Annotated in this window: 25 protein-coding genes; 13 read left to right on the top strand and 12 right to left on the bottom strand. The window is 52.8% G+C overall.

Going from position 1 to position 25,940, the window contains the following annotated elements; all coding sequences use genetic code 11:
* Positions 1 to 33: 33 nt before the first annotated feature.
* Positions 34 to 2,706 carry a hybrid sensor histidine kinase/response regulator gene (locus tag KU854_RS19895; protein ID WP_255555653.1) on the bottom strand — a complete coding sequence of 891 codons (2,673 nt, stop codon included), beginning with the start codon at positions 2,704 to 2,706 and terminating at the stop codon, positions 34 to 36.
* Between the two features lie 301 nt (positions 2,707 to 3,007).
* Here KU854_RS19895 and KU854_RS19890 point away from each other — a divergent pair, with 301 nt between their 5' ends.
* Positions 3,008 to 4,108: a response regulator gene (locus KU854_RS19890; protein WP_218360085.1), complete on the top strand. Its 1,101-nt coding sequence runs from the start codon at positions 3,008 to 3,010 to the stop codon at positions 4,106 to 4,108.
* Between the two features lie 10 nt (positions 4,109 to 4,118).
* On the opposite strand, the gene KU854_RS19885 is transcribed toward KU854_RS19890, so the two are convergent.
* The 4 genes from KU854_RS19885 to KU854_RS19870 all read right to left on the bottom strand — a co-directional run bounded on the left by KU854_RS19885 (position 4,119) and on the right by KU854_RS19870 (position 7,997).
* A complete protein-coding gene (locus KU854_RS19885; RefSeq protein ID WP_218360099.1) occupies positions 4,119 to 4,727 on the bottom strand; it encodes a LysE family translocator in 609 nt (202 codons plus the stop codon).
* Between the two features lie 138 nt (positions 4,728 to 4,865).
* Positions 4,866 to 6,245: a TRAP transporter large permease gene (locus tag KU854_RS19880; RefSeq protein ID WP_218360084.1), complete on the bottom strand. Its 1,380-nt coding sequence runs from the start codon at positions 6,243 to 6,245 to the stop codon at positions 4,866 to 4,868.
* Positions 6,242 to 6,808 (bottom strand): TRAP transporter small permease subunit, encoded by a 567-nt coding sequence (locus KU854_RS19875; RefSeq protein WP_218360083.1) that lies wholly within the window; start codon positions 6,806 to 6,808, stop codon positions 6,242 to 6,244. Before KU854_RS19875 ends, KU854_RS19880 begins: the two co-directional genes overlap by 4 nt.
* A 79-nt stretch (positions 6,809 to 6,887) precedes the next feature.
* Positions 6,888 to 7,997 (bottom strand): TRAP transporter substrate-binding protein, encoded by a 1,110-nt coding sequence (locus KU854_RS19870; RefSeq protein ID WP_218360082.1) that lies wholly within the window; start codon positions 7,995 to 7,997, stop codon positions 6,888 to 6,890.
* Positions 7,998 to 8,510: 513 nt separating this feature from the next.
* Between KU854_RS19870 and KU854_RS25075 the strand changes: the two genes are divergently transcribed.
* From KU854_RS25075 to KU854_RS19845, 6 genes are all read left to right on the top strand, one after another.
* Positions 8,511 to 8,636, top strand: coding sequence for a hypothetical protein (locus KU854_RS25075; protein ID WP_336245268.1), 126 nt, complete (start codon positions 8,511 to 8,513; stop codon positions 8,634 to 8,636).
* Between the two features lie 420 nt (positions 8,637 to 9,056).
* Positions 9,057 to 10,091: a methionine ABC transporter ATP-binding protein MetN gene (gene metN / locus KU854_RS19865; protein ID WP_218360081.1), complete on the top strand. Its 1,035-nt coding sequence runs from the start codon at positions 9,057 to 9,059 to the stop codon at positions 10,089 to 10,091.
* Positions 10,081 to 10,773 (top strand): methionine ABC transporter permease, encoded by a 693-nt coding sequence (locus tag KU854_RS19860; RefSeq protein ID WP_054778487.1) that lies wholly within the window; start codon positions 10,081 to 10,083, stop codon positions 10,771 to 10,773. The genes metN and KU854_RS19860 overlap by 11 nt, the downstream gene beginning before the upstream one ends.
* Positions 10,774 to 10,830: 57 nt before the next feature.
* Positions 10,831 to 11,643, top strand: coding sequence for a MetQ/NlpA family lipoprotein (locus tag KU854_RS19855; RefSeq protein WP_218360080.1), 813 nt, complete (start codon positions 10,831 to 10,833; stop codon positions 11,641 to 11,643).
* A 122-nt stretch (positions 11,644 to 11,765) separates the two neighbouring features.
* Entirely contained in the window at positions 11,766 to 12,530 is a 765-nt protein-coding gene (locus KU854_RS19850; protein ID WP_218360079.1) for a sulfite exporter TauE/SafE family protein, read from the top strand.
* Entirely contained in the window at positions 12,530 to 12,808 is a 279-nt protein-coding gene (locus KU854_RS19845) for an Rdx family protein (protein WP_218360078.1), read from the top strand. Before KU854_RS19850 ends, KU854_RS19845 begins: the two co-directional genes overlap by 1 nt.
* A 21-nt stretch (positions 12,809 to 12,829) precedes the next feature.
* On the opposite strand, the gene KU854_RS19840 is transcribed toward KU854_RS19845, so the two are convergent.
* From KU854_RS19840 to KU854_RS19825, 4 genes are read right to left on the bottom strand one after another with little or no spacing between them, the layout of a single operon-like run.
* On the bottom strand, positions 12,830 to 13,225 hold the full coding sequence (locus tag KU854_RS19840) for a CBS domain-containing protein (protein ID WP_218360077.1): 396 nt from the start codon (positions 13,223 to 13,225) through the stop codon (positions 12,830 to 12,832).
* Positions 13,222 to 13,572, bottom strand: coding sequence for a P-II family nitrogen regulator (locus KU854_RS19835; protein WP_054778485.1), 351 nt, complete (start codon positions 13,570 to 13,572; stop codon positions 13,222 to 13,224). The genes KU854_RS19840 and KU854_RS19835 overlap by 4 nt, the downstream gene beginning before the upstream one ends.
* Before the next feature lie 16 nt (positions 13,573 to 13,588).
* On the bottom strand, positions 13,589 to 14,377 hold the full coding sequence (locus KU854_RS19830) for a DUF1538 domain-containing protein (protein WP_218360076.1): 789 nt from the start codon (positions 14,375 to 14,377) through the stop codon (positions 13,589 to 13,591).
* Positions 14,374 to 15,078, bottom strand: coding sequence for a DUF1538 family protein (locus KU854_RS19825; RefSeq protein ID WP_054778484.1), 705 nt, complete (start codon positions 15,076 to 15,078; stop codon positions 14,374 to 14,376). The genes KU854_RS19830 and KU854_RS19825 overlap by 4 nt, the downstream gene beginning before the upstream one ends.
* A gap of 241 nt (positions 15,079 to 15,319) precedes the next feature.
* Between KU854_RS19825 and KU854_RS19820 the strand changes: the two genes are divergently transcribed.
* The 3 genes from KU854_RS19820 (at position 15,320) to KU854_RS19810 (ending at position 19,499) form a co-directional block, all read left to right on the top strand.
* Positions 15,320 to 16,213 (top strand): TIGR01777 family oxidoreductase, encoded by an 894-nt coding sequence (locus KU854_RS19820; protein ID WP_218360074.1) that lies wholly within the window; start codon positions 15,320 to 15,322, stop codon positions 16,211 to 16,213.
* A 221-nt stretch (positions 16,214 to 16,434) separates the two neighbouring features.
* A complete protein-coding gene (locus tag KU854_RS19815) occupies positions 16,435 to 18,162 on the top strand; it encodes a DUF1800 domain-containing protein (RefSeq protein ID WP_218360073.1) in 1,728 nt (575 codons plus the stop codon).
* Between the two features lie 2 nt (positions 18,163 to 18,164).
* Entirely contained in the window at positions 18,165 to 19,499 is a 1,335-nt protein-coding gene (locus KU854_RS19810; RefSeq protein WP_218360072.1) for a DUF1501 domain-containing protein, read from the top strand.
* Positions 19,500 to 19,557: 58 nt separating this feature from the next.
* Here KU854_RS19810 and KU854_RS19805 read toward each other — a convergent pair whose 3' ends face one another.
* Positions 19,558 to 21,978, bottom strand: a complete 2,421-nt coding sequence (locus KU854_RS19805; protein ID WP_218360071.1) for an ABC transporter permease — start codon at positions 21,976 to 21,978, stop codon at positions 19,558 to 19,560.
* Entirely contained in the window at positions 21,975 to 22,652 is a 678-nt protein-coding gene (locus KU854_RS19800) for an ABC transporter ATP-binding protein (protein ID WP_054778477.1), read from the bottom strand. Before KU854_RS19800 ends, KU854_RS19805 begins: the two co-directional genes overlap by 4 nt.
* Here KU854_RS19800 and tesA point away from each other — a divergent pair.
* The 3 genes from tesA (at position 22,651) to KU854_RS19785 (ending at position 25,413) form a co-directional block, all read left to right on the top strand.
* On the top strand, positions 22,651 to 23,259 hold the full coding sequence (gene tesA, locus KU854_RS19795) for a multifunctional acyl-CoA thioesterase I/protease I/lysophospholipase L1 (RefSeq protein WP_218360070.1): 609 nt from the start codon (positions 22,651 to 22,653) through the stop codon (positions 23,257 to 23,259). The genes KU854_RS19800 and tesA overlap by 2 nt on opposite strands.
* A gap of 7 nt (positions 23,260 to 23,266) precedes the next feature.
* Complete coding sequence (locus KU854_RS19790; RefSeq protein WP_218360069.1) at positions 23,267 to 24,094, top strand: SDR family oxidoreductase; 828 nt, start codon at positions 23,267 to 23,269, stop codon at positions 24,092 to 24,094.
* A 470-nt stretch (positions 24,095 to 24,564) separates the two neighbouring features.
* The gene (locus KU854_RS19785) at positions 24,565 to 25,413 is read left to right on the top strand and encodes a thioredoxin family protein (RefSeq protein ID WP_218360068.1); all 849 of its coding nucleotides are present in this window, start codon (positions 24,565 to 24,567) and stop codon (positions 25,411 to 25,413) included.
* Positions 25,414 to 25,457: 44 nt separating this feature from the next.
* On the opposite strand, the gene cueR is transcribed toward KU854_RS19785, so the two are convergent.
* On the bottom strand, positions 25,458 to 25,856 hold the full coding sequence (cueR, locus tag KU854_RS19780) for a Cu(I)-responsive transcriptional regulator (protein WP_218360067.1): 399 nt from the start codon (positions 25,854 to 25,856) through the stop codon (positions 25,458 to 25,460).
* Between the last annotated feature and the right edge of the window lie 84 nt (positions 25,857 to 25,940).

Genomic DNA, 25,940 nt, shown 5'->3' with positions numbered 1-25,940 from the left:
ATGCATCGGCTTTTTTGTTTCCGTAGTTGCGTCTTATCCGGTTTTCTTTTGTAGTGCCTTGAGGTGCTCTTCCGCCGTCAGGAAATCGAACTGATTAACCGCCTCCTGCAGCCGTTTGAATTCCTCGAGTTGGTTGCACCACTGTGGCAGGGATTTCGACAATGCCGACACTTTGTCCTGCACTTCGATATCAAATTCCTGCAAGCTGACCAGCAACACATTCAACTGTTCCACCAGGTAGGCATCCAGCGGTTTTATTTCTTCCGGCTCTGTCGTTACCGGTTCGGCCGTCGCAGCACTTTGGGCGATCTCGTCGAATTTCTGCAGCGCCTCCAGGATCATCGCCTGCAACGCCTGCACTTCCCCTTCAGTGACTACCTCACCGTTGTTGTACTTTTCTTCAAGCACTGCTGCCGTTGCAGAAATATCTGTCGCCCCAATGTTGCTTCCCGCCCCTTTACAGGAATGAGCCATAATTGCCTTGTCTTCCATCGTACCATCAGCCAAAAGCTGCTCCATCGCCTTGGCTTGAGAATTTAAAAACAGCGACAGTATTTTCAGGTACTTGGCTTTATTGCCTCCCAGTCGCTGCACCCCTTCACCGAGGTTAATGCCGGGAACATTGTCGACCATCAGGTCAAACATCATATCGTCGTATTCCATGTTTATTCTCCCTCGGGACGGTTCGGTCACAGCACCTTCCTGTTGGGCTGCAATCGGCACAATCTGTGGCGTTATGGGCACTTCTGGTTCTGGTTCTGGTTCTGGTTCTGGTTCTGGTTCTGGTTCTGGTTCTGGTTCTGGTTCTGGTTCTGGTTCTGGTTCTGGTTCTGGTTCTGGTTCTGCAGGCGTAAAAAGCATCGTCCTTTCAACCGGAGCATCCGTTTTTTCCGCATCTTTTTCTTCTTGCGTCAACCATTCAATCAGTTGGTTTCTCAGCAGATCAAAGTCGATGGGTTTAGCAATATGGGCGTTCATTCCCGCGTCCCGGCAAGCTGCAATGTCATGGGGATGGGTGTTTGCCGTCATGGCCAAAATGGGCAGGCGCAACATCCCCAACTCTTCCCGGATAATCCGGGTCGCCATCACCCCGTCAACCACCGGCATTTGCATGTCCATCAGGACAATATCAACGGGATGCGATTTCACCATCTCCACCGCTTCGGCACCGTTATTCGCAACAAGGACATTCACCGGCAGGGATTCCAGTGCCCCCAGCGCCACTTCCTGATTGATAAGATTGTCTTCCACCAGCAACACCACCTTATCGAGAACGCCCAATTCCTCGTCAGGCCAGTCCTCAATTTCAACTTCCTGCAGCTCTTGTTTGAACGGAGAGACAGTGTGAGTTTCCTGCGTCAATGTTTTCAGCAGCAACGACGGCAACACCGGCATAGAGAGACAACTGAACGCAAAATTGGGTCGGGTATCGAGGAGGTCGAGTCCATGTTTCTGGTGGCAGAGCAGGAGTATGGATTGCTCTCGTGAAAGGCGGTTGAATAAGGTGTACAGGGCTGATTTTTCTTCCGCAGGCAGAAATTCCCAATCAACAATAATGTGCTCAAAGCAGCGTTGCTCGATGGCTGACTGGCGCGTTTCCACATCAGCCCAGTTCAGACACTGACTGACGTTGGCACCGACATAGATAAGGGGCGCCTTGATGTTGTTGATAAAACTGCTGTGGGGCGATATCACCAGCACGCTTTTTGCTGTCAGGGTTCTTGCCCATGCACCACCAAGACGGGAGCTTTCACGCAGGCCAGACTGACAGGGCAGTGTGAACGAGAAAACACTGCCTTCCCCGAGCCGGCTTTCTGCCTGCAGCTGCCCTCCCATCATAGAGACCAGCTCCCGGGATAGCGCCAATCCCAACCCCCTACCTCCCCGTTGACGGGATGCCGAGCTATCAGCCTGAGCAAAAGGGCGGAACAGGTCTTCCAAATCCTTCCGGCGAATACCCACCCCAGTGTCGCTGATAGTGAACCGGATTTTAATGTCCGACTCACGGCACGATTCAAGGGTGACGGACAGGGTAACCTCGCCTTCCTCCGTGTACTTAATAGCGTTATCCCCTAGCGCCATCAGCACCTGAGTCAGGCGCACTGAATCAGCATCAATGATTTTGGGAATTGCCAAATCCAGATCGATACAAAACAGGATATCTTTTTCCTGCGCCCGCTCGCCCAATACCGTGGCGACCGGTGTCAGAACGGTTTCAAGGTTACACTCCACCCATTCAATCTGGAGTTTACCGGCCTTGACCCGGGTAAAGGTCAACACTTCATTCAGAGCATCTAACAGCGTGTTTCCTGCGCTGATCACCCGTTTGATATATCGCTGCTGCTTGCCTTCAAGACCGCTGTCCAGCGCCAACTGGGACATCCCCAAAATGGCATTTAGTGGCGTCCTAAATTCATGGGACATATTAGAGAGAAACTCTTTTTTCGCCTGATAGGCCACTTTGGCTGAACGCTTTGCAATATCGAGATCTTTTTCCAGTTGCAGGTTGGCCTCGTGTTTCTCCTTGAGGCGCTGTTGCAGAGCTTTGTAGCTGGAAGCGCCCCATATCAGAATCGCCAGGAGAAATATCACCAGCCCGACCAGAAGCGGGACCAGACTAATTATGCCCTCGCCCTGAGGAGGCAATTCCCTGACAGACAGGTACCCATGCTCTTCTTCGGCGCGCAATGAGGCGGCTGTGAACATGGCATACACGAAAACAGATAAACAAAAAAGCCCTTGCCTCAGCACTTGCCCTGCTCCGCACTGATTCCCCATGACCGAGGTGATATTGGCGATTTCTCTAACCCCTGTACTGACCATGCTGATACCTGTGGTCTGTCTTCAGTCATCCGCATTACCGCGACTGACCAGACAGCCTTCATCTGTGAAAGCCTCTGTATCGCGTAACCGCATGTCTCAATTAAAATAATGCGACTCATAATTGGAACATTAGTAAGAGTAGACCTAGGATTGAATAAGTGAAAAGTGAATCAGGATCCGGTTAATGGTGTCACCGCAAAACAAGGGAAAAAAGCGCGCTACAATCTTGGTTGTCGACGACACCCCTGAAAACCTTGTGTTTGTCAGCGAAATGCTGAAAGACGACTATGAGGTGAAAGCGGCAACCAATGGACAGACAGCGCTGGCAATCGTTGAAAAGTTTGCCATCGATTTGATCTTGTTGGACGTCGTCATGCCGGGCATGGACGGCTATGAAGTGTGTCGCCAGATAAAGGCCAAAAAAAATGGTCAGGACATTCCCGTAATATTCCTCACGTCTAAATCCAAAGGCGAAGATCAAGAGTTTGGTTTTTCTGTCGGCGCTGCCGATTACATCAAAAAGCCTCTCAGCCCACCGATCACCATGGCGCGAATCCGTATTCACCTTGAGAACAAAGCCTCCAAAGATTTCCTCCACGATCAGAATGCGTTTCTGGAAGCGGAAGTACAACGCAGGCTCAAAGAGCTGAGCGTCATCCAGGATGTCACCATTAACGCTTTGGCAAGTCTGGCGGAAACCCGCGATCAGGAAACCGGGAATCATATTGTCCGCACTCAGTACTACGTCAAAATCCTCGCCGACCAGCTTTATCTTCGCGGCAAATACCCGGATATCGTGACACCAGACTTTATCAATATGGTGTTCAAAACCGCGCCATTGCATGACATCGGAAAAGTAGGGATCCCGGATGCCATTTTGCTCAAGCCCGGCAAGCTGACGGCAGAAGAATTCGACATCATGAAAACCCACGCCAAGTTGGGATACGATGCAATTGTGAAAGCAGAAGAGGAAGTGGGCGCGAACTACCCGTTCCTGAGCGCGGCAAAAGAAATTGCCTATGGCCACCATGAAAAGTGGGATGGCTCTGGCTATCCGCAAGGTCTAGCCGGGGAAGATATTCCCCTCAGTGCCCGCTTGATGGCGGTAGCTGACGTGTTTGATGCGCTGGTGAGTAAACGGGTTTACAAGGCCGCGATGACCAATGACGAAGCGTTTGCGATTATCCGCGAAGGCAGGGGATCGCACTTCGACCCCCTGTTGGTCGATATCATGTTCGATCTCCAACACGAATTTATCCGCATCGCAGAGACCTACAAAGACTAAAACCGGGCGATTAGCCCATTGCCAGCCAAACACCGACACCCATCATCAACGACCCGGCAATCCGGTTCATCATCTTTACATTTCCGCTTTTTTGCAGGAAATGGCGCAGCGTACGGCCACCGCTTGCGTACAGCAGCAAACAGCCAAATTCTGTCAGCAGAATAATGCCGATTAGCAGCGAGAGCTGAGGCACCAGTTCCATCTGCGGATTGATAAATGGCGGCAGCAGAGAAACCATAAACGCCCACCCTTTCGGATTGGCAATCGCCGTAACAAAGCCCTGCATCGCCAGCGTCATTGCGGATGTATTCCCTTTAGCAGAAAGGTCGTCCGGAATGGCCATTTTGCCCTTAGACAACCACATCTGTACGCCGAGATAAAACAGGTACGCGCCGCCAACATATTTGAGCACGTTGAACAGCCCCGGATAGTTCAGCATGATTGCCGCCACACCCACGACAGATGCCAGCGACACCAGACCAACACCAATCAGCTCACCCCACATCATGTGAAGGCTGCGGCGAACACCAATACTCATACCCAACGTCATCGCTAGGGTCATACACATACCCGGTGTGACAGAGACAAAAAAGAAAGTGGGGATAAACACCGCCAGCATGGCGATATCGACTGCAGATGTCACTTAAACTCCGGACATAACAAGCAAAAAGAAGCGTAGTAGAAACCGAGCCTTTGTCGCCGTCAAGCAATATAACGTTGAAAAATTGGCCTCCACAACAGGAGGCCATTGTACGCTTTAGCCGTAAACCAGCTCCGGCAACCAGGTTGCCATTGTTGGCCAGTAGGCAAGCAGTGACAGTACGATCAGCTGGATCACGATGAACGGCAGTACACCACGGTAAATGTCACTGGTGGAAATTGAGCCCGGCGCAACCCCGCGCAGGTAAAACAGCGAGAAGCCAAATGGCGGTGTCAGGAAGGAGGTTTGCAGGTTCAGTGCAATCATGATCCCCAGCCAGACCGGATCAACCCCCATTGTCAGCAATATCGGTGCAACGATAGGCACCACGACGAAGGTGATTTCGATAAAGTCGAGGAAGAACCCAAGCAGGAACAGCACCAACATGACCAGCAACATGGCACCGAACACGCCCCCTGGCAGGCTATGCAGGAAATCCCGCACGATGTCATCGCCGCCAAATCCACGGAACACCAACGCAAAAATCGACGCCCCAATAAGGATCATAAACACCATGGCTGTCACTTCCGTGGTGGTGCGCAACACTTCCTTGAGGATAGGTATGCTGAACATGCGCTTGCTGGCAGCCAGTACAATCGCACCGACAGAGCCAACCGAAGCCGCTTCAGTCGGTGTAGCAATCCCGGTCAGGATAGAGCCCAGCACCAATACAATCAGCAGCACCGGCGGGATCAGCACCGTCAGCACTTGAAGGTAAAGCTCTTTGCTGACCTTGCGATCTTCCGCTGGGATCGGTGGTACGCGATGCGGCTGGAAGATCGCAATGGCAATCAGGTAAACAATATATAGCCCGACCAGCACAAAACCCGGCACTAGTGCGCCAAGGAACAAATCGCCGACAGTGACACTTTCCGGTGAGTAAATCCCCTGATCAAGTTGCGCTTGTTGGTATGCCGAGGAGATAACATCCCCCAACAGCACCAGCACGATAGACGGCGGAATAATCTGCCCAAGCGTGCCCGAGGCACAGATGGTTCCCGTGGCGATACGCGGGCAGTAGCCGCGCTTCATCATTGAAGGCAGGGATAATAAACCCATGGTCACAACCGTTGCGCCTACAATGCCAGTACTCGCCGCCAACAGCATGCCCACGATGGTGACTGATATACCAAGACCACCGGCCAGACCACCGAAGACCTGTCCCATGGTATCGAGAAGATCTTCTGCGATTTTGGATTTTTCCAGCATCACGCCCATAAAGACGAAAAGCGGAATAGCCACCAGCAACTCATTAGAAAGTGTGCCGGAAATGCGGTTTGGGATTGCTTCAAGGAAAGCCGGATCAAAGGTACCAGTCAACCAGCCAATTAGGGAAAACAGCAGTGCCGAGCCTCCCAGCGAGAAAGCCACCGGATAACCCAACAACAGCACACCGAAGGTAAACAGGAAAAGAAACAGGGCGAGGAACTCTGTCATAGTGCGTGCTCCTCATCGTGTTCATCCAGTTGTTTGACTGCATCCTGATAGCCCATCAGCGTCAGTACCGCTTTCAGGGACTCCGCAATGCCTTGCAGGATCACCAGAGCAGGCATCAACAAGATACTGGTTTTGAAGATATAACGGGCATTCACCCCACCCGCTTCCTGCGAGCCTTCAAGAATATGCCAGGACGCAGCCACGTAATCCCATCCTATAAAGAAAATGAAGCCGCAGGTTGGCAGCAAAAGAAAGACAAAACCCAGCAAATCCACCCAGGCTTTTTTCTTGTCTGACATTGGGCGGTAGAAAATATCTACGCGCACATGCGCGCCTTTCAACAAGGCATAAGCCGCACCCAACATGATGACGTAGTTGTGAAAATAAAGAACCGACTCCTGCATAAAGACGGAGCCTGTGTTGAAAATGTATCGCATCACGACCACCACGAAGGTGATAAGCACGATCGCCAACACAAACCAAGAGACAAGGCGCCCGGTCCAGTCACTGAATCGGTTGATCCCCTTGATCAGGGATATAAGAAAAGGAGAGGCGGTATCCATACGAGAACTCTAACTTCAGCCAAAAGGCTTGGGGATTTCTACACGAAAGCGGCAGCACACAGGGTGCTGCCTTTCGAACTTATTGAGGGTTACGCGCGTTCAACATGGCTTGCTCGGAAATCGCATGCCAGTCAATCGCCTGATCGCGGAACGATTTGTAAGAGTCGTACACTTTCTTACTGATCGCATCCACTTCAGCCTGCTCCGCCACCACTTCGTCAGCCAGGGTTTGCAGCTGGGTCAGCACTTCTTTCGGATACGGACGCAGATCCACATTGTGTTCATTCACCAGACTTTCCAGCGCCGCATTGTTGCGCGCGGTAAACTCCGCCAGCATGTCTGCGTTTGCAACACGGGTAGCTGCCAGCACAATGGATTGCAGGTCTTTCGGCAGTTTGTCAAACGCGGCTTTGTTAATCAGCGCTTCCAGGGTTGTGCCCGGCTCGTGCCAACCTGGGTAGTAGTAGTATTTCGCCGCTTTGTGCAGACCAAACGCCAAATCGTTGTAAGGGCCTACCCACTCAGTCGCGTCAATCGCACCCGATTGCAGTGCAGGGAAGATTTCGCCACCCGGCAGCAGTACCGGCGTACCACCCGCACGTTTCAGCACTTCGCCGCCCAGGCCAGGAATACGCATTTTCAAACCTTGCAGATCGTCAATGCTGTTGATTTCCTTGTTAAACCAACCGCCCATTTGCACACCGGTGTTACCGGCAGGCATCGGGATAATACCGAATGGTTCATAGGCTTCTGCCCACAGCTCCAAACCTCCGCCACTGTAAATCCAGCCATTCATTTCCTGCGCAGTCAGACCAAAAGGCACCGCAGCAAAGAATTGCCCTGCCGGCGCTTTACCTTTCCAGTAGTAGCCTGCGCCATGCCCCATTTCCGCTGTACCGCGCGAGACTGCATCAAACACATCCAGCGCACCGACCAATTCGCCAGCACCGTAGACTTTCACCTCAAGGCGGCCATCGCTCATGTCCGTGATCAGCTCAGCGAGGTTGTTCGCCCCTGTTCCCAAACCGGGGAAGTTCTTTGGCCAGGTGGTCACCATTTTCCAGGTGATTTTTTCCTGTTCAGCAGGTTGTGCCTGTGCAGCAGCTTCCTGCTTCTCTTCTCCACAACCGGACAGCAGCACACCCAGTGCTATTGTGGTCGCAGCGAGAAACGAACGACGTTTTAACATGTTTCAGTCTCCTTGCTCGGAATGGCGATATCGATAAGGCAACACGAAATGGTAATAGGTATAACGGTGGGCGCTGCCTTGAAAAGTCCCTGTCACATCCACCAACACACGGTTAATAAGATGTTGCAATAACTTTACTCATTCTGGGCCATCGCAAGTAGCCTCAGCACGAGGGAGTTTGAAGTCGGTCAAACAATGACCGTCGTTTATTTAACCATCTGATTGCAAAAGTGCTCTGTGGCCGATAAGCGATGTGCCAGAGGATGTCGGAAAATGAAGAGGGAAAATGGGAAAGCAATGAGGAAGGAAATGAAAGGAACCTTGGAAAGCTTGAACAATTGACGGAATACTCACTGGCGGTGCGCGGGGGATGGGCGATTCAAACTTTACTCTTCGAGCCATTAAAGAGTAATCGAGGCGCCCAACAAAGCGGGTTTGAGTATACGTTTGTGAGGTATTCAGGGTGAGGTGGTGAAACGTTGAAAAATTGGCAAAGGGGCAAGGCTTGCCATCATGTTTACCCGTGCCCTGCAAAGTGTCAGCCGTATCGAGCTTGACCAGCTTAAATCCGTTAACGGTACACAGGGTTTCCCAAACACCGGCGTTACTGCCGTGGGCATTGATCACAGGCATCAGTGAGACAAGCAGCCAGCTTAAGGCGCTTGTCGCTAACATCATTGTTTTAAATGACGTCCTCACATCCCTGTCCCTATTACCATTCCAAGCACGTCAGTTTATTGCATCCCACATCCTGAATCAGTGCGCCAGTACAAAAAGCAGTCAGTTAAAATGTGCAACTGCAAAAATAAGGTTACAAAGCGTGAGGGATTCGGTATTTCTAGGGTGAAAGACACACAACGCCAACACCCTATCTCCTTCTATTTTCCCGTTTTATTCTCTCTTCAAAATCAAATATACGTTTAGACGTCTAGCCGTAAAAATATCCATTGACTTAAGTTGCAACAGCAAATAGCATCAAAAACCAGATAGCAGCAATAATCCAACAACAATCGCTGCATTTTTATTCGATTCTTAAACGGATTTTGTCCAGGACGGCATATGATCGAGATAAAACAGGTTAATAAGGAGTTCAAACAGGGCGCACAAACGATCCATGCCCTGCGCGATATTAACCTCCAGATCCCCCAAGGCAGGATCTTTGGCGTGATTGGCGCTTCCGGTGCCGGCAAAAGCACCCTGATCCGCATTGTGAATTTATTGGAACGCCCAACCAGCGGACAGGTGTCTGTCGACGGTGTTGAGCTGACTGCCCTCTCCCAGTCTGATTTGACGCGCGAGCGCCAGAAGATTGGCATGATCTTCCAGCACTTCAACCTGCTTTCTTCACGCACTGTGTTCGAAAACGTCTCGCTGCCACTGGAGCTTGCTGGCAAAGACAAGCAGCACATCCAGCGAAAAGTGACGGAGCTTTTGGATCTGGTTGGCCTCAATGACAAACACCAAAGCTACCCGTCCAACCTCAGTGGCGGCCAGAAGCAGCGTGTTGCGATTGCACGTGCACTGGCAAGTGAGCCAAAAGTGCTGCTGTGTGATGAAGCCACCAGCGCGCTGGATCCAGCGACCACCCACGCCATCCTCAACCTGTTGCAAACCATCAACCAGAAACTGGGACTGACCATTTTGCTCATCACTCATGAAATGGATGTGGTGAAGCGCATCTGTCATGAAGTGGCCATCATTGGCGACGGAGAACTGGTGGAAAAAGGCCCGGTGGGCGACATCTTCGCCCACCCGAAAACCGAGTTGGCACGCACCTTTATCCGCTCGACGCTGGATTTGTCGATCCCGCAGGATTACGCCGAGCGCCTGCAGCCGCAAAACGACGGTACCCTGCCGCCATTGGTACGCCTTGAGTTTACCGGCGCCAGTGTGGATGCCCCGCTCATCAGTCAGGCTTCCCGAAAGTTCGACATTGATGTAAGCATTTTAAGCTCTGACATGGATTACGCCGGGGGCGTGAAATTTGGCCTGATGCTGGCGGAGTTTTTCGGAGAAGAAGAAAACGTCGCCCGCGCGCTGACATTTTTGAAGGAACACAATGTAAACATCGAGGTGCTGGGCTATGTCGCTTAATATTGCTGCCGTTTCAGGTTGGTTCGCAGAGAACGAACGCCTGGTAAACCTTCTGATTGATGCTCTCGGCCAAACCCTCACCATGGTGTTTGTTTCCGGTGCGATTGGCTTTCTATTTGGCATTCCTGTAGGCGTCTTGCTGCACCTGAGCAAACCGCGCGGCCTGTTGGAAAATGCCCTTCTCAACAAGGTGCTGGGCACTGTAGTCAACATTGGCCGTTCTATCCCTTTCATTATCCTGCTGGTGGCGATAATCCCGTTCACCCGCTTTGTGGTGGGCAGCTCTATCGGTACCAGCGCTGCGATTGTGCCGCTGACCGTGGGCGCCATTCCGTTTATCGCCCGTCTGGTTGAAGGCGCACTGCTGGAAGTACCGGCAGGTCTGGTTGAGGCGGCGCAGGCAATGGGCGCAACCCCACTGCAAATTATCCGCAAAGTACTGCTGCCGGAAGCACTGCCGGGTATTCTGAACGGCGCGACCATCACCCTGGTCACGCTGGTGAGTTACTCCGCCATGGCCGGTGCTGTTGGCGGCGGCGGTCTGGGCGATGTGGGTATCCGCTACGGTTACCAACGCTTTGACGGCACTGTCATGCTGATCACCGTCGTCATGCTGGTCATTCTGGTGCAGCTCATTCAATCACTCGGTGATTACCTGGTTAAACGGGTAGACCACAGATAAAACGCGGGTGGCTGCGCCATCCGTCATAAATGGAAAATAAAATCAAGGAGATACAAGATGACTTTTACGCTCAAGAAAATTGCAGCCGCTGTAGGTTTGGCATCGGCACTGGTACTGACCGGCTGTGGCCAGGAAGAGACGGTTGATCTGTCTAAAGTAAAAATCGGTGTGATGGCCGGTGCAGAAGAACAAATCGCTGAAGTTGCAGCAAAAGTAGCGAAAGAAAAATACGGTCTGGACGTAGAGCTGGTGACCTTCACCGATTACGTGTCGCCAAACGCGGCGCTGGAAGAGGGCTCCATCGACGCCAACGCGTTCCAGCACAAGCCATACCTGGATCAGCAAATCACTGACCGTGGCTACAAGTTTGAAATCGCGGGTAACACCCTGGTTTATCCAATTGCCGGTTACTCCAGCAAGGTGAAATCCGTCGCGGAAATCGAAGACGGAGCGCAAATCGCCGTGCCTAACGACCCAACCAACCTTGGTCGCTCACTGCTGCTGCTTGAAAAGCAGGGTCTGATTGAAGTGAAAGACGAAGCGGGCCTGAAGGCGACCGTTCTGGATATCACTGCAAACCCGAAAAACCTGGAAATCATCGAACTGGAAGCAGCGCAACTGCCACGCTCTCTGGATGACGTCACGCTGGCTATCATCAACAACACCTACGCCAATGCAATCAACCTGACGCCAGCAAAAGATGGCATCTTTGTTGAAGATAAGGAATCACCATACGTGAACCTGATTGTGGCGCGCACTGATAACGTAAAAGCACAGAACGTGCAGCAGTTCGTTCAGGCATACCAAACTGACGCAGTATTCAGCGCGGCTGATGAGCTGTTTGACGGCGGCGCGGTGAAAGGCTGGTAAGCAGTCTTTCAACCAATCCACACCGTTGCTCCCAATCAAAAGCCTGTGATCTCCACGGGCTTTTTTCTACCTGCAGACAAACTGCTACACTGCTTTTTCACTTTGAATTGTCGTGAGCGAATATGGACTTTCTCTCAACCCTCGGGCTTTTTATCGGTTCTCTGTTTGCCAACACCCTCGCCTCTTTGGCAGGCGGCGGTTCTGGTCTTTTGCAGTTGCCCCTGTTGCTGTTTCTCGGCCTCACCTTTTCAGTGGCACTCGCCACCCATAAAGTAGCGTCTGTCGCCTTAGGTCTGGGCGCGGCACTCAAGCACTGGCGCAGCGGTAACCTTGACCCCAAGCTCACCGTCTATGTCACCCTGGCAGGAGCAACCGGGGTGATCATCGGTGCCAACCTGATTTTGTTTGTTCCAGGCCCTGTCGCGGAAGGCCTGCTCGGTGCATTTATCATCCTGCTTGGTCTTTATTCCCGAATGCGTAAATCCCTTGGGCAGGAAGCAGAGCCACGTAACCGAACCACCTTTGGGCTTGTCATCGGCTGCCTTGGCCTTAGTGCTATCGGGCTCCTGAACGGCTCCCTTACCGCAGGCACTGGCCTATTCGTTACCTTGTTTCTTGTGCGCTGGTTTGGGCTCGATTACAAACAGGCGGTGGCACTGACACTAGTGAGTGTAGGCCTGTTCTGGAACGGTTTGGGAGCAGTGACACTGGCGTGGGCAGGCGCTGAAATCTATTGGCCGTGGATACCGGCCTTGTTGCTTGGCTCAATGCTGGGTGGCTACCTTGGCGCCTACATGGCGGACAAATACAGTAACCGTCTTATCAAGATTGCGTTTGAGCTGCTGACCTTTGCGGTCGGGGTGAAGCTTGTATGGGGAGTGCTCTAATGGAAAAAGTCACCATTGATATTTATTACTGTCGCCAATGCAACTGGATGCTACGTGCAACCTGGATGACACAGGAACTGCTTTCGACCTTCAGCGAGGAAGTCGCCAGCCTGACCCTCCATCCCGACACTGGCGGGCGGTTTGAAATCCATTGCAATGGCGAGCTTATCTGGGAGCGCAAACGCGATGGCGGGTTTCCCGACGCCAAAGTGTTGAAACAACGTGTGCGGGACGTTTTTGCTCCCGATCGCGATCTCGGCCATATTGACCGCCACTGATCGCCGCAAAGGCATGCTGTTTTAATCCGACACCATGCCGTACATGACTATGCTGTTGTAGCTCACCACACCCAGCACCTCACCGTTTTCAATGACGGGTGCCCGGCTGATACCAAAGCGCTCAAACAGGCGGGCGCAATATTTCACATTCATATCCGGCGATACACCCAGTGCAGGTTTGGTCATGATCTCATAAACGTTAACCCGCTCCGGCGAACGGTTTTGTGACAGCACTTTTTTAGCGATGTCATTCATTAACACCAGTCCATATTCATCATGATCATCGCGCTTTTTCACGATCAGCGCCTTGATTTCTTTATCCCGCGCAATCCGGATCGCTTCAGAAACCGTGGTCAATCCATCTATCAGCGCAAAATCCTGCTTCATGACTTCCCTGACTTTTTTTGTCGTTTTCATAGTTCTTCCTCAATCACGCTACTTAACTCGCGCACCTGATGTGCCACCCCAACGGCATCCTCAATATCCAGTTGCACAGCGATTCCCTTGCCGGACGTCGCATCAAACTCGCCAACCTCGTTGATGGTTTCCAGCACACTGCGGGCAAGGTGCTCTTCCACCACAAACAGCATGACGTCACGCTGCACATCCAGTGTCAGGCCAAAAAAGGTTTTCTGTTTGGTCAGCCCCTCGCCCCGCGCGTTATTAATTACCGTCGCACCTGTTGCCCCCGCGTCACGCGCTGCATCCAGTACCGCATCGGTTTTGGAGTCTTCAATGAAGGCCACTATCAGTTTGAACCGCATTGCTAATCCCTCTTGGTTATTGAGCGCGTCCGCGTTTAGCGGCCCACTCGGTTAACTGCGCATATCCCATTACTGTAATCATGGGAAAAAGGCTGGCAAAGGCAATAAGACCAAAGCCGTCTATCAGTGGACTCCTTCCCGGCACGGTGGATGCCAGTCCCAATCCCAACGCCGTCACCAAGGGTACAGTCACGGTTGACGTTGTTACGCCGCCGGAGTCATAGGCCAGCGGCACAATAAATTTAGGTGCATAGAAGGTTTGGATCACCACCACGATGTAACCGGCAATGATGTAAAAGTGAATGGGGTCACCCGCCACGATGCGGTAGCAACCGAGCGAGATCCCCATCGCCACACCCAGTGCGACTGAAAACCTCAGCCCATTCACGCTAATCGCGCCACCGGAAACCTGCGAGGCTTTGATCGCCACTGCAATCAGAGAAGGCTCTGCCACCGTGGTACTAAATCCAATGGCTGCAGCAAACAGGTAAACCCAGTAATAGTGCTGCCAGGTAACGGTTTGGGGCATGCTCATCCCCTCACCAAACAAAAATTCCGGTGCGGTGAGCTGCACCGCCATGGACTGGCCGAGGGGGAACAGCGCCAGTTCCAACCCCATCAAGAACAGCGATAACCCAAGGATGACGTAAACAAACCCAAAGATGATCCGCTTCAGATTCACGATGGGTTTTCGCAGCACCGCGAGCTGGAAGCCGAAGAGAATGCAGACAATGGGAATGACATCCACCACAGTGGAAAACAGGGTGGAAATGAAAGTAGGAATGAGGTCTAACAGGACTGTCATGTCACCACCATCCCGTAAACCATCACAAATATCATGGGTGAGAGTGATGCAAAGGCAATCAGGCCGAAGCCATCAACCATGGGATTTCTGCCTTTGATGACCGTCGCCAGCCCCACCCCCAAAGCTGTCACGAGAGGCACAGTGATCGTGGATGTTGTCACGCCCCCCGAGTCGTATGCGATCCCGATGATATAGCGCGGGGCAAAGGCGGTCATAATCACCACCAGGATGTAGCCGCCAATGATGATGCGGTGAATAGGCCAGCCTTTGAGTATACGGAGCACTCCCAATACAATGGCGAACCCAACAGACAGTGCCACCGTCACCCGAAGGCCATTGGCATAGGACGACTGCGCTTCTGGCGTCATTCCTATCATGCCCCCCTCCGCCGCCACTTGCGCTGCTTCCGCCGCAACCGCAGTTAGCGCAGGCTCTGCAATCGTGGTGCCAAAGCCAAGCAGGAAAGCAAAGACAATCAGCCAGAACACACTGCCCTTTCGCGCCAGGGAGTGAGCCATGGATTCACCGATGGGGAACAAACCCATTTCCAGGCCAAAAACAAAGAAAGTCAGCCCTACGACCACCAGCACCAAACCGACCATGATCGATATCCAGTCTGGCAGAGGTTGTTGCAAAACGATGATTTGGAAAAAACCGATGACAAGGATGATGGGCAGCAAGTCTTTCAGGCTGCCTAACATCGCAGTGAGTAATGCAGCCAATCCCTTCACTGATACTCCGAAAAAACAAAACTAAGGCGAAAAGTACATTTGTGTCTTTAAAACTGGGCCAAGGTCAGCGAAATTTCCAATCCACAATATCAATAGGGTGATACAGCTAACAGGGGACTCACGATTTTCGGCATTAAGATCATTGTCTGGCTGATCAATTAACCAATTGAATGCATACTGGTTCTAATAACCACTTGAGGGGCACTGTCACATGCATATCCTTATCACCGGCGGCACCGGACTGATCGGCCGGGCATTGATCCCCCGGCTCGCTTCCCACGAGATCACCGTGTTGACGCGCTCGCCGGAGAAAGCCAGCCGCGTTTTACCTGAAAAAGTCCACCTGATTAACCACCTCAGCCAGCTGGGTGGCATGAACCATATTGATGCGGTGATAAACCTCGCTGGGGAACCCATCGTGGATCAACGCTGGACGGAAAACCAAAAGGGCATCATCTGCTCCAGCCGTTGGGGGATCACCCAAAAGCTGGTGGATTTGATCCAGGCGGCAGACACCCCGCCCCACACCTTTATCAGCGGCTCAGCGGTCGGGTATTACAGCGATCAGGGTGACAGGATCATTGATGAGTCTCTGGTGGTGGACGCTTCTGACTTTGCCCACTCCGTCTGCGCAAACTGGGAAAAAATTGCCATGAGGGCTGATTCTGATTTAACCCGGGTATGCCTACTGCGTACCGGCATCGTACTGAGTAAAAAAGGCGGGGCATTGAAGAAAATGCTGCTGCCTTACCAGTTCGGACTGGGCGGGCCGATTGGCGATGGACACCAATATTTCCCCTGGATCCATATTGATGACATGGTGGGTGGCATCATTCACTTACTCAACCATGCCGACGCGCGTGGGCCGTTTAACCTCACAGCGCCAACGCCGGTCACCAACAAAGTCTTCAGCCAGTCACTGGCAAAGTCCCTGCACCGTCCCCACTTCCTGTTCACCCCGAAATTCGTCATTTCATTGATGCTGGGTGAAGCCGGCCAGTTATTGTTCGACAGCCAGCGCGCTGTGCCGCGGGCACTGGAAAACAGCGGGTACGGGTTTGAATATCCCGATTTATCGCCAGCGTTAGACAACCTGCTGCAATAAAAGCCTTCCCTGATAACGAGCGCAGAGCAAGCCAGCCCTGCGCTTTCATCCGCTCCCTTTCACGCTGTCTTTTTCCTTGCCGCTGTCCCGCAGCGGAAGTGGTTAAAATTCCTCAACGACATCTCACAAATATGACATTAGTGCGTAATATTTCCCTTTCTTCTTGACCAATTTAACAGCCCTGCCTAGATTCCCCGCACCTCAATACACCGAGAGAAAGAATGAACAAAATCCCCCTGCTGGCCACCTTAATGCTCCCACTTTTACTGGGTTGCAACGGTAAAAGCGAAATCCCGTCCGTAACGGTACCAAACCTGCCATCATGGTTGCCGGACAACGCGCCTGCCTACCTTTCTGAGCAGCAACAACACAGCTTTATTGAACGCGCGACGGCAGGCAACTCAGCCTCGCTTTCAGCAGATCTCAACCGGATGGGGTACATCAACTGGATGGAGCAGCAGTTCAACCTGCCCGTTACCTCTCAACGTAAGATGCTTGAGGCCGCCCTGCCAACGATCGAGTCGATGGCACCGCCATCCAACTGCTGGTTTGTCCGCCCCAATTCAACCACCGCCCGTGACGGAATCTGGTGGGATCAGATGCTGTATGGACAAGACCAGCTTCGCCAGCGCGCAGCGTTCGCCCTGAGCCAGATCCTGGTTGTCAGCCGCCGCTTTGCCTATATCGGCCGTTACCCACAAAGCCTTGCTGCGTATTACGATATCCTGCAACAACATGCTTTCGGCAATTACCGCGACCTGCTTGAAGCCGTCACGCTCAGCCCGGCCATGGGCAGTTACCTCAGCATGGTGAACAGCAAAAAGCACAACCCTAAACGCGGCACGTATCCGGATGAAAACTATGCGCGGGAGGTGATGCAGCTCTTTACCATCGGTTTGTACGAGCTGAACACAGATGGCACGCCCAAGCTGGACAGCCAGGGCAATAAAATCCAAACCTACACTCAGGGTGATGTCGAAGAAATTGCGCGGGCATTCAGTGGCTGGACCTATTCCGACCGCGTTATCGACCCTGAAACCAACCGCCCGGTGGATGGAAAAGGATTGATCCAGCCTATGATGCCGGGCTCTGACAAATGGGGAAGCTGGCACGATGATGGCGAAAAAACCGTTTTCGGCCATACGCTCCCTGCCGGTCAAACACCGCTGAAAGATGTGCAGGATGTGTTGGATATTCTTTTCGAGCACCCGAACACCGGGCCGTTTGTCGCGCGCCACCTGATCCAGCGTCTGGTGACGTCAAACCCTTCTCCGGCTTACATCGAGCGTGTTGCCCAGGCGTTTAACGATAACGGGCAGGGAATTCGTGGCGACATGGAAAGTGTGTTCGCGGCAATTTGGCTGGATGACGAGGCTCTAAACGGTTCAAGCAATCCTGAGCGCTACCCGGTAGCCAAACTCAAAGAGCCAATCCTGGCTGTCGCCGAAGTGTTCCGGATCCTCAACGCGAAAACCTATGGCGGTAAGGATGCCCTTCCCCTTGATACCAATGAAATTTTCCATTCCATTGCACAGGGACCACTGGCAGCCACATCCGTATTTAACTTTTATTCACCGGAATTCAGCCCCAGCGGGCCGCTTTCCGACAGCGGGCTGAAGGCACCTGAATTTGAAATCATGCCATGGGCCGGATTTATCAGTTACCAGAATGCGCTGCGTCCGCGTTTTTCAAGGGTGTACAAACCGGATACCGTTCGCTGTGACAACGCTATCTATCTGGATCTGTCAGCCTATTTCACTGCTGCACAGTCAGCGGATGAGAATGCCCTGCCTGATCTTATCAATGCACGCTTTCTTGATGGAGCAATGAGCAATACGCTCCGTGTCGCCATGATGAATGCCATTGCTTCAGAGCGGATTTACCAGAACAAAGCGGCCATTGCGCTCACCCTGGTGGTGACTAGTCCCGAATTTTTGATCCAGAGGTAGATATGGTTACCCGTCGTGACTTTCTAAAGAACATCACTGTGCTTTCTGTCGCTGCACCTTCCGTGCTGACTGCGCCGCTGGGCTTTGCAGGCTCAACAGGAGCCAGCAAAGCGCTGGTTTGCGTGCTGCTGGATGGTGGGAATGACGCCGCCAATATGGTGGTTCCCACCAGCGAAACGCACTACCAAACCTATTTTGATGTGCGCCCTGATCTTGCGTTGGCTAAAGAACAGTTGTTGCCTGTTCCGGCAACGGGACGCTGCCGGGACAATCTCGAGGTTTCGCTCGGCCTGCACCCGAAAATGACCAAATTGGCCGAGGTTTTTGCCAATCGGGAAGCCAGTGTCATCGTCAACAGCGGCATCCTTCGCGAACCGCTGACCAAGGAAGAAGCAGAAACCCAGGGCTATCGGTTACCGCCATTTCTGTTTTCCCACAACTCGCAAAAGAACGAGTGGGAAAAAGGCGCTGTGGGTTACAGCCTGACAACGGGCTGGGCAGGACGTTTGATGGATGTGCTGCACCAGGATCTGTCAGGTACCAACCTTGCTCCGCTATACAGCCATGCCGGTGAAACCCAGCTTCTGCGCGCAAACACGCTGAATCAGAACATTATCCGGGGCAAAAAGATCACCGAGCTGAATGCCAATGCCAACACTGTTACTGCGCTGGATGACTACTTTGCTGAGGTGGATGGCGACGCTTTTGACCAAACACTGGCGTCCGTCGGCAAGGATTCTATTCACGTTGCAAACACCTTGATGGACGTGATTGACAGCATTGCCGATGAAGACGATATGCCGCTCTATCCGGACACGGGGCTTGGTACCCAGTTTCGCATGACGTCGCGCTTGATCCGCAAAAGCACAGAGCTGAATCAGGGCACGCAGATATTCTTTCTGCAACTTGGCGGTTTTGATACCCACGCTGATCAAAACCGTGCCCTGAATGAGAAGTACGCGGAATTGAGTGATGCCATGGCGGCCTTCAATGCTCACCTCAAACTCTTGGGACTGCACGACAATGTCATCACTGTTACCCACTCCGACTTTGGCCGCCGCATTCCGGCGAACGGCACAGGCACAGACCATGGCTGGGGCGGACACCAAATTGTGATGGGTGGGGCAATCGATGGCTCTGCGTTTATCGGCACCTGGCCTGACTACCGACCGGAAGGGCCGGATGCTGTTGAACGCGGCCGCTTGCTGCCGACCATCGCTGCTGATCAGGTGTATATTGCGCTCGCCCGTTGGTTGGGCGCGTCTGACGCAACAATCCGTGAGACCTTCCCGAATCACGCCAATTTTGCGCCGCTCGACCTCACCCGAAACGGTTAAAGCAACAAAAAGGCCAGCCGTTTTCGGCTGGCCTTGTCGTTTCTGTCATCGCGGGAAATCAGCGTTTCAGCGGCTCCAGCAATCCCCGCAGCATCCAGGCAACCGTCACGAACACCAGCCCGACAGCCAGTGTTGGCAGGCTGAGCCAGACTTCAGGATGGATCCGCACCGGCAATTCAACGCCCCACTTCAGCAGCCCCGCCATCGCAAGCTCAGCACCGCCCACCGCCATACAGCCCGAGACCAGCGCCATGATGCCGTATTCCGCCCACAGCGTGGTGTTGATGCGTTTTTTGCTTGCGCCCAGCGTCCGGTAGAGCATGATTTCCCGCTGCCTTTCTGCCAGGGTAATCCGCAGCAGAGTCAGCAGAAGCAACAGGCCACTGACAACGGCCAGCCCCGCCAGTACAGATAAAGACAAACTCACCTGGCGCAGGATCACCTGAATGCGGCCACTCATGGTGCGAAGGTCAAGCAAGGTGACGGTCTGGAAATCCCGCCCCAGCTGGTTAAGGATCTCGCTTTGCCCATCTTCCAGCCTGAAACTCACCAACCAGTTTGCTGGTAGGTTTTCCACCAGCGCTGGGTCGAAGATGAAGTAGAAATTAGGCTTCATATTTCGCCATTCCACATCCCGGATGGAATTGACCGTCGCATCAAACTCCTGGCTGTTGACCGAAAAGGTCAGCACATCCCCGAGCTTCAATCCCAGTCTGTCGGCAATGCCAGATTCCACCGACACGCCCCCTTCCGTCGGCCATTGCCCCGCGATCAAATCATTATGGCTTGGCAGGCTATCGCGCCAGGTAAAGTTCAGCTCACGGCGCAGCGCTTCGTCGCGCTCTTGCCTGTCCGGCGTCAACTCGGCGTAGTGCTCACCGTTGCTTGCCACCAGACGTCCCCGCACAATCGGGTAGGCCTCCGAGCGTTCAAGGCTATTGGTGTCCAGTCGCCCGACATAATCATCTAGCTCACTTTTGGCGATATTAAGCGCAAACACATTCGGCGCGTCCGGCGGCAGGGTTTGCTGCCAGTCCTCCAACAGATCGGTGCGCAAAAGCCAGATAATAGTGAGCAACATGAACGAAGTGGCGAGCGCACCAAGTTGGGCTCCGCTGGCTGCCGGGTTTCGCGTAATGCGGCTCAACGCCAGTTTAAAGGCTGGATGGCGAACCCGTTTTTGTGCAAAGCGCAGCACCATCACCCCAATCGCCGCCAACAGGCTCAGCATCACCACCAGCGCAGCCAATACCAACCAAAGCAAACGGTTATCGTAGGACCAGGCGATCAAGGCCAGCACAGGCACAGCCGCCAGCAGCCAGCTCCATGGATTTTTCCGCGCCTTCACAGAGGTCTGCTCCTGAAGCACGCTCATGGCAGGCGCTTCAATCAGGCGGATAAGTGGAATGCCAAGTGCAGGCAGGGCAACCAGCAAAGCAACGATTGGCCCAAGCAACCAAGGCAACAGACCGTAGCCCGGCAAAGGAGAAGGCAGGACATCGCCGAGCGGCAGACGCAACAGGTATTCGAGCATAAAGCCAAAGCCCAGCCCCAACGCTGTCGCCATCAGCATCAACATAACAAGCTGTCGGCCAAGCCAGCGGCGAACCCAGCTTCGCTGTGCGCCGAGGCTTTTCACCATTGCCAGGGTCTGGGTGCGGCTGTCGACATAATGCTGACAGGTCAGCAGCAGGGTTGCCGCCGCCATAATGATCACAAGCACCACAGTGAGAGACAGATAACCGCGGCTGCGCTCCAGTATATCGCCGGTGCGATCCCCAGTGTTTTCATCAATCCAACGTTGGCCTTCTTGCAGCGAATAGGTGTCTTTAACCGCCGCCAAAGCATCATCATCACCACGGAAGAAATAGCGGTAGCTGACCCGGCTGCCGGGGCGCACCACACCCGCCGCCTCCACATCACTCAGGTGCATCATGGCAGCTGGCATCTGGCTGAACGGGTTGAAGGAAAGCTCAGGCTCAGAGACAATTTTTCCGCTGACTGTCAGGGTCAGATCACCCACGTCCACCTTATCGCCCGGTTTAACGTTGAGCAGTGAAAATAGGCGCTCCTCCAGCCAAAGCTCACCCGGTTTGACCTGACTCTGAATGCCTTGCGCATTCTGCAGTTCAAGCACTCCACGCAATGGGTAGTTGCTTTCCACCGCCTTCACGCTGATAAGCTGCATGTCGTTTTCGCTAAATGCCATGGTGCCAAAGCGGGTCTGGCTGGAGCTTTCCACGCCATCACGGCTTAAAGCGCTGACCGTATCAGGGCTCACTGGCTGGTTGCTGCGCAGCACCATATCCGCTGCGAGCATTGAACGCCCCTGCTGGGTCAGCACAGATTCAATCCGCCCCGCCAGCGCAGAAAGCGCAAACACACAGGCAATAATGAGTGCCAGCGCTGCGACAACCGGCCAGAGCTGTCCATGGGTGAGTTCGCGCCACGCCCAGCGCCAGGTCAGGTTGTTCTTCATGCTGCCCCCATCAATTCGCCCGCATTGAGATGCAAGGTACGGTGACAGCGCTCAGCCAGCGCTGGGTCATGGGTAACAAGGATCAGCGTCGTCCCATGGTCGCGGTTGAGGGCAAACAGCAGATCAATAATGGTCGCCGCGGTGTGTTGGTCTAGGTTGCCGGTCGGCTCATCCGCAAACAGCACGCGGGGTTTGGTCATAAAGGCGCGGGCAATGGCAACACGCTGCTGTTCACCACCGGAAAGCTGCGACGGCAAATGGGTTTCACGCCCTTTAAGGCCAACGGATGCCAGCAGGGACATTGCCCTTTCTTCGTCTTCATCATCACCACGGATGGTGCAAGGCAGCAATACGTTTTCCAGCGCCGTGAGCGATGGCACCAGCAGGAAACTTTGGAACACAAAACCGATAGATTCAGCCCTGAGCGCAGCGCGCGCATCGTCATCCAACTGACTAAGCGGTTTGCCCAGCAATTCGATTTCCCCCACGCTTGGGGTGTCCAGACCCGCAAGTAAAGTCATGAGTGTTGATTTGCCTGCGCCGGAAACCCCAACCAAAGCAATACTTTCCCCTTGCTCGACCTGAAGGGAAACATCCTGCAGAATGGTCAGAGACTGTGCATTTGTCCTCACGGTTTTTGACACGTTACTGGCCCTGATCACTGGAGTAGTCATGTTTCGCATCCTTTCTTTCTGTCTTTTGATGATGAGTTTCAGCGTTTCTTCGCAAACGCTTTTGGTCTTGGGCGACAGCCTGAGCGCGGGCTATCAAATGGCCATAGAAAAAAGCTGGCCGACGTTAATTGAACCGAAACTGGCACAATCGAGTGACATCACCCGGGTCGTCAATGCCAGTATTTCCGGCGATACCACAGGCAACAGCCTGGATAGGTTGCCACAACTGCTGGAACAACATCAGCCGGAATGGGTTTTGATTGAGTTGGGTGCCAACGACGGCTTGCGGGGCTTCCCTCCCAAGCAGATACGCCAGAACCTCACTAAATTGATCAACTTAAGTCAGGAAAGTGGAGCCCAGGTCGCCCTGATGCAGATCCAAATCCCACCTAACTATGGTCAACGATACAGCAAGGCTTTTGCTGATATCTATCCAGCATTAAGTAAAGAAATGCAAATTCCATTACTGCCCTTTTTTATGGAAAAAGTGGTGCTGACCGATGGCTGGATGATGTCTGACGGGCTGCATCCCAAACCGGTCGCCCAACCTTGGATTGCAGAATATGTGACCGAGAACCTGCTTCCGCACCTGAACGAACAAGGATAAAAACGCAATGAACAACGCCGTATTGATGACCGGTTGTTCCTCCGGCATCGGCTATGTGTGCGCCCACGCGCTGGCAAAACAGGGCTTTAACGTGATTGCGTCGTGCCGAAAACAGGAAGATGTCGCGCAGCTGAAAGCAGAAGGGCTGACTTGTATACACCTCGACCTGGCCGATGAAACCTCCATTCTCAAAGCCGTGGAAGAAGTGAAAAGTCTGACCGGAGGCAAACTGTTTGGTTTGTTTAACAACGGAGCCTATGGTCAACCCGGCGCACTGGAGGATTTGCCCACTGATGCGCTGCGGAAACAATTTGAAACCAATTTCTTTGGCTGGCACACCCTGACCCAGGCGGTGATCCCGATGATGCGCGAAAACGGAAAAGGCCGCATTGTGCAAAACAGTTCGGTCTTGGGATTTGTGGCGCTGAAATTTCGCGGCGCTTATAACGCCAGTAAATTTGCTGTTGAAGGTTGGACAGATACGATCCGCCTTGAGCTTGAAGGAACGCCGATAAAGATAAGTTTGATCGAGCCCGGCCCTATCGAGAGCCGTTTTCGCGCCAACGCATTGAACGCATTTTTCCGCTATATCAATCCGGAAAGCAGCCGTTTTAAAAACGATTACCTCTCTCAGCAGGCACGATTGGAAAGCGAACACTCTTCCAATAAATACACGCTGCCAGCCGATGCGATTGTTGAACCTTTGGTGCACGCGCTGACCTCAGCCAACCCCAAAATACGTTACCGGGTGACCAAGCCCACCCAGTACATGGCGCTGTGTAAAAGGCTCTTGCCCGCCAAAACGTTAGACCGTTTGTTAGCAAAAGGTGGCTAACTTAGACCGTTCTCACAAAAAATACAGTGCAAAAAGCCGTTTTGTATTCATTAATCTGTCATAAACCTTAGCTAAGCTTCTCCTTGTACCGTGAAACACCTGCCCTCATCAGCCACACAGATGTGACGCATGTCGGAACAGGAAGTGAACGGGGAAACAATAAAAGAACAAATACCCCAAAAGGAGCCGGACTATGTCCCTTAGTCAACTGAACTGGCTCTGTTTGAGTGTAACGCTGGCAGTATTGCTTGTGTTTTAAGTCAGCGTTTCACATCGACGAGCGCAAAAGATTGAGGCCACTGAATTATCAGTGGCCTTTTTCGTTGCTGGGAAAATCGATCCTCCGGTTGATCCCGCGTCAAACTCTCCAAGTTTTCTGCGCCTTTTGACGGATAATGCCTTGAATTTTCTCAGCGCGCGCCCCACCTTTATACCCAAGCACACTCATCCCCTAACGATCAGGCGACGTTATGCATCCGAATTATATTGTTGAACTGACTGAGCAAAATTTTCAGCCGATCCTTGAAGGCTCTGTAGAAACGCCAGTACTTATCCATTTCTGGGCGCAAATGAGCCCGGAAAGCACCGAAATTATCCCGGCACTTGAGAAGCTCGCTCACGAGTATGCAGGCGCGTTCACCCTTGCCCTGCTCAACTGTGAACAACAGCAAATGCTAGCTGCCCAGTTTGGCGTTCGCGCACTGCCAACCATTGCACTGTTCAGCAACGGTCAGCCTGTGGATGGCATTGCTGGCCCACAAACCGAAGACACGGTTCGTGAAATGCTGGTGCGTCACCTACCAAGCCAGGATGAAATGGTATTCAAGAATGCGCTAGCTCTGATGGCTGACGGCAACTATGTTGAAGCGCTGCCTTTGCTGAAATCTGTTGAAGCAGCGTTAGGTGAGAATGGCCAGTTCAAGCTGGCTGTTGCTGAGTGCTTTGTTGAAACCCAGCAATTTGATTTGGCTGAAGCGGTGCTCGCTACCGTGCTAATGCAAGATCAAGATGCGCAATACAAAGCGCTGGTAGCGAAAGTGGAGCTGCACAAGCAAGCGGCAGATACCCCTGAAATACGCGAACTGCAAAGCGCGTTTGAAGCAGACCAAAACAACCATGATTTGGCGTTTGAGCTTGCTGTTCAATTCAGTCAGGTAAACCGTCAGGAAGAAGCGCTGGAGCTGCTGATGGGTATCCTGCGCAAAGACATGAACTTTGGTGAAGCCAAGAAAACCATGATGGATATCCTGGCTGCGTTGGGTCAAGGTAATGAAATAGCCGCACGTTACCGCCGCCAGCTTTACTCACTGCTTTACTGATTGGTCCTGTCCACGATGAGCGAAAGCGCCTTTCCGGCGCTTTTTTACTTTTCGTCCCCTTCAGAAAGGGCATCAATGATCGGGCAACAGGCACTGTCATCACCGGGGCACGCATCCGCCAGTGTATGCAACGAGGTTTTCATCGCCTGAAGCTCCAATATTTTTTCGTCAATCTCCGCGATTTTCTCCAACGCTTTTCGTTTCACATCCGCACTTCGCATATTTGGGTTGCGGGACATTTCAAGCAACGCCTGACATTCATCCAGACTGAACCCCACCAAACGGGAGCGGCGGATCATCTGCAGTTCATTAATGTGTTTTTGACCGTAAGCACGGTAACCGTTTTCGGCACGCGCCGGTTCGCTGATGATCCCTTTCTGTTCGTAGAAGCGGATGGTCTTGGGCGTCAGTCCCGTCAAACGGGCGATCTCATTAATTTTCATTCAATCACCTCTGTCTCAAATTCATGCTTGACCTTACAGTTGCTGGAAGGTTTATTCTTCGGAATTATGAACAGTCTGACACCA

This window comes from Enterovibrio paralichthyis, assembly GCF_019209835.1.
GTDB lineage: Bacteria > Pseudomonadota > Gammaproteobacteria > Enterobacterales > Vibrionaceae > Enterovibrio > Enterovibrio paralichthyis.
Note: the sequence above shows the minus strand (reverse complement) of the source record. Positions and strands in the feature narration are given on the sequence as shown.

Coding starts and splice junctions, on each gene's coding strand:
- KU854_RS19860 (WP_054778487.1), top strand. CDS start 10,081: ATGTCGCTTAATATTGCTGCCGTTTCAGGTTGGTTCGCAGAGAACGAA.
- KU854_RS19845 (WP_218360078.1), top strand. CDS start 12,530: ATGGAAAAAGTCACCATTGATATTTATTACTGTCGCCAATGCAACTGG.
- KU854_RS19810 (WP_218360072.1), top strand. CDS start 18,165: ATGGTTACCCGTCGTGACTTTCTAAAGAACATCACTGTGCTTTCTGTC.
- KU854_RS19805 (WP_218360071.1), bottom strand. CDS start 21,978: ATGAAGAACAACCTGACCTGGCGCTGGGCGTGGCGCGAACTCACCCAT.
- KU854_RS19885 (WP_218360099.1), bottom strand. CDS start 4,727: ATGCTGGCGGTGTTTATCCCCACTTTCTTTTTTGTCTCTGTCACACCG.
- KU854_RS19880 (WP_218360084.1), bottom strand. CDS start 6,245: ATGACAGAGTTCCTCGCCCTGTTTCTTTTCCTGTTTACCTTCGGTGTG.
- KU854_RS19875 (WP_218360083.1), bottom strand. CDS start 6,808: ATGGATACCGCCTCTCCTTTTCTTATATCCCTGATCAAGGGGATCAAC.
- KU854_RS19790 (WP_218360069.1), top strand. CDS start 23,267: ATGAACAACGCCGTATTGATGACCGGTTGTTCCTCCGGCATCGGCTAT.
- cueR (WP_218360067.1), bottom strand. CDS start 25,856: ATGAAAATTAATGAGATCGCCCGTTTGACGGGACTGACGCCCAAGACC.
- KU854_RS19850 (WP_218360079.1), top strand. CDS start 11,766: ATGGACTTTCTCTCAACCCTCGGGCTTTTTATCGGTTCTCTGTTTGCC.
- metN (WP_218360081.1), top strand. CDS start 9,057: ATGATCGAGATAAAACAGGTTAATAAGGAGTTCAAACAGGGCGCACAA.
- KU854_RS19835 (WP_054778485.1), bottom strand. CDS start 13,572: ATGCGGTTCAAACTGATAGTGGCCTTCATTGAAGACTCCAAAACCGAT.
- KU854_RS19840 (WP_218360077.1), bottom strand. CDS start 13,225: ATGAAAACGACAAAAAAAGTCAGGGAAGTCATGAAGCAGGATTTTGCG.
- KU854_RS19830 (WP_218360076.1), bottom strand. CDS start 14,377: ATGACAGTCCTGTTAGACCTCATTCCTACTTTCATTTCCACCCTGTTT.
- KU854_RS19890 (WP_218360085.1), top strand. CDS start 3,008: ATGGTGTCACCGCAAAACAAGGGAAAAAAGCGCGCTACAATCTTGGTT.
- KU854_RS19820 (WP_218360074.1), top strand. CDS start 15,320: ATGCATATCCTTATCACCGGCGGCACCGGACTGATCGGCCGGGCATTG.
- KU854_RS19855 (WP_218360080.1), top strand. CDS start 10,831: ATGACTTTTACGCTCAAGAAAATTGCAGCCGCTGTAGGTTTGGCATCG.
- tesA (WP_218360070.1), top strand. CDS start 22,651: ATGTTTCGCATCCTTTCTTTCTGTCTTTTGATGATGAGTTTCAGCGTT.
- KU854_RS19870 (WP_218360082.1), bottom strand. CDS start 7,997: ATGTTAAAACGTCGTTCGTTTCTCGCTGCGACCACAATAGCACTGGGT.
- KU854_RS25075 (WP_336245268.1), top strand. CDS start 8,511: ATGTTTACCCGTGCCCTGCAAAGTGTCAGCCGTATCGAGCTTGACCAG.
- KU854_RS19785 (WP_218360068.1), top strand. CDS start 24,565: ATGCATCCGAATTATATTGTTGAACTGACTGAGCAAAATTTTCAGCCG.
- KU854_RS19825 (WP_054778484.1), bottom strand. CDS start 15,078: ATGTTAGGCAGCCTGAAAGACTTGCTGCCCATCATCCTTGTCATCGGT.
- KU854_RS19815 (WP_218360073.1), top strand. CDS start 16,435: ATGAACAAAATCCCCCTGCTGGCCACCTTAATGCTCCCACTTTTACTG.
- KU854_RS19800 (WP_054778477.1), bottom strand. CDS start 22,652: ATGACTACTCCAGTGATCAGGGCCAGTAACGTGTCAAAAACCGTGAGG.
- KU854_RS19895 (WP_255555653.1), bottom strand. CDS start 2,706: ATGTTCACAGCCGCCTCATTGCGCGCCGAAGAAGAGCATGGGTACCTG.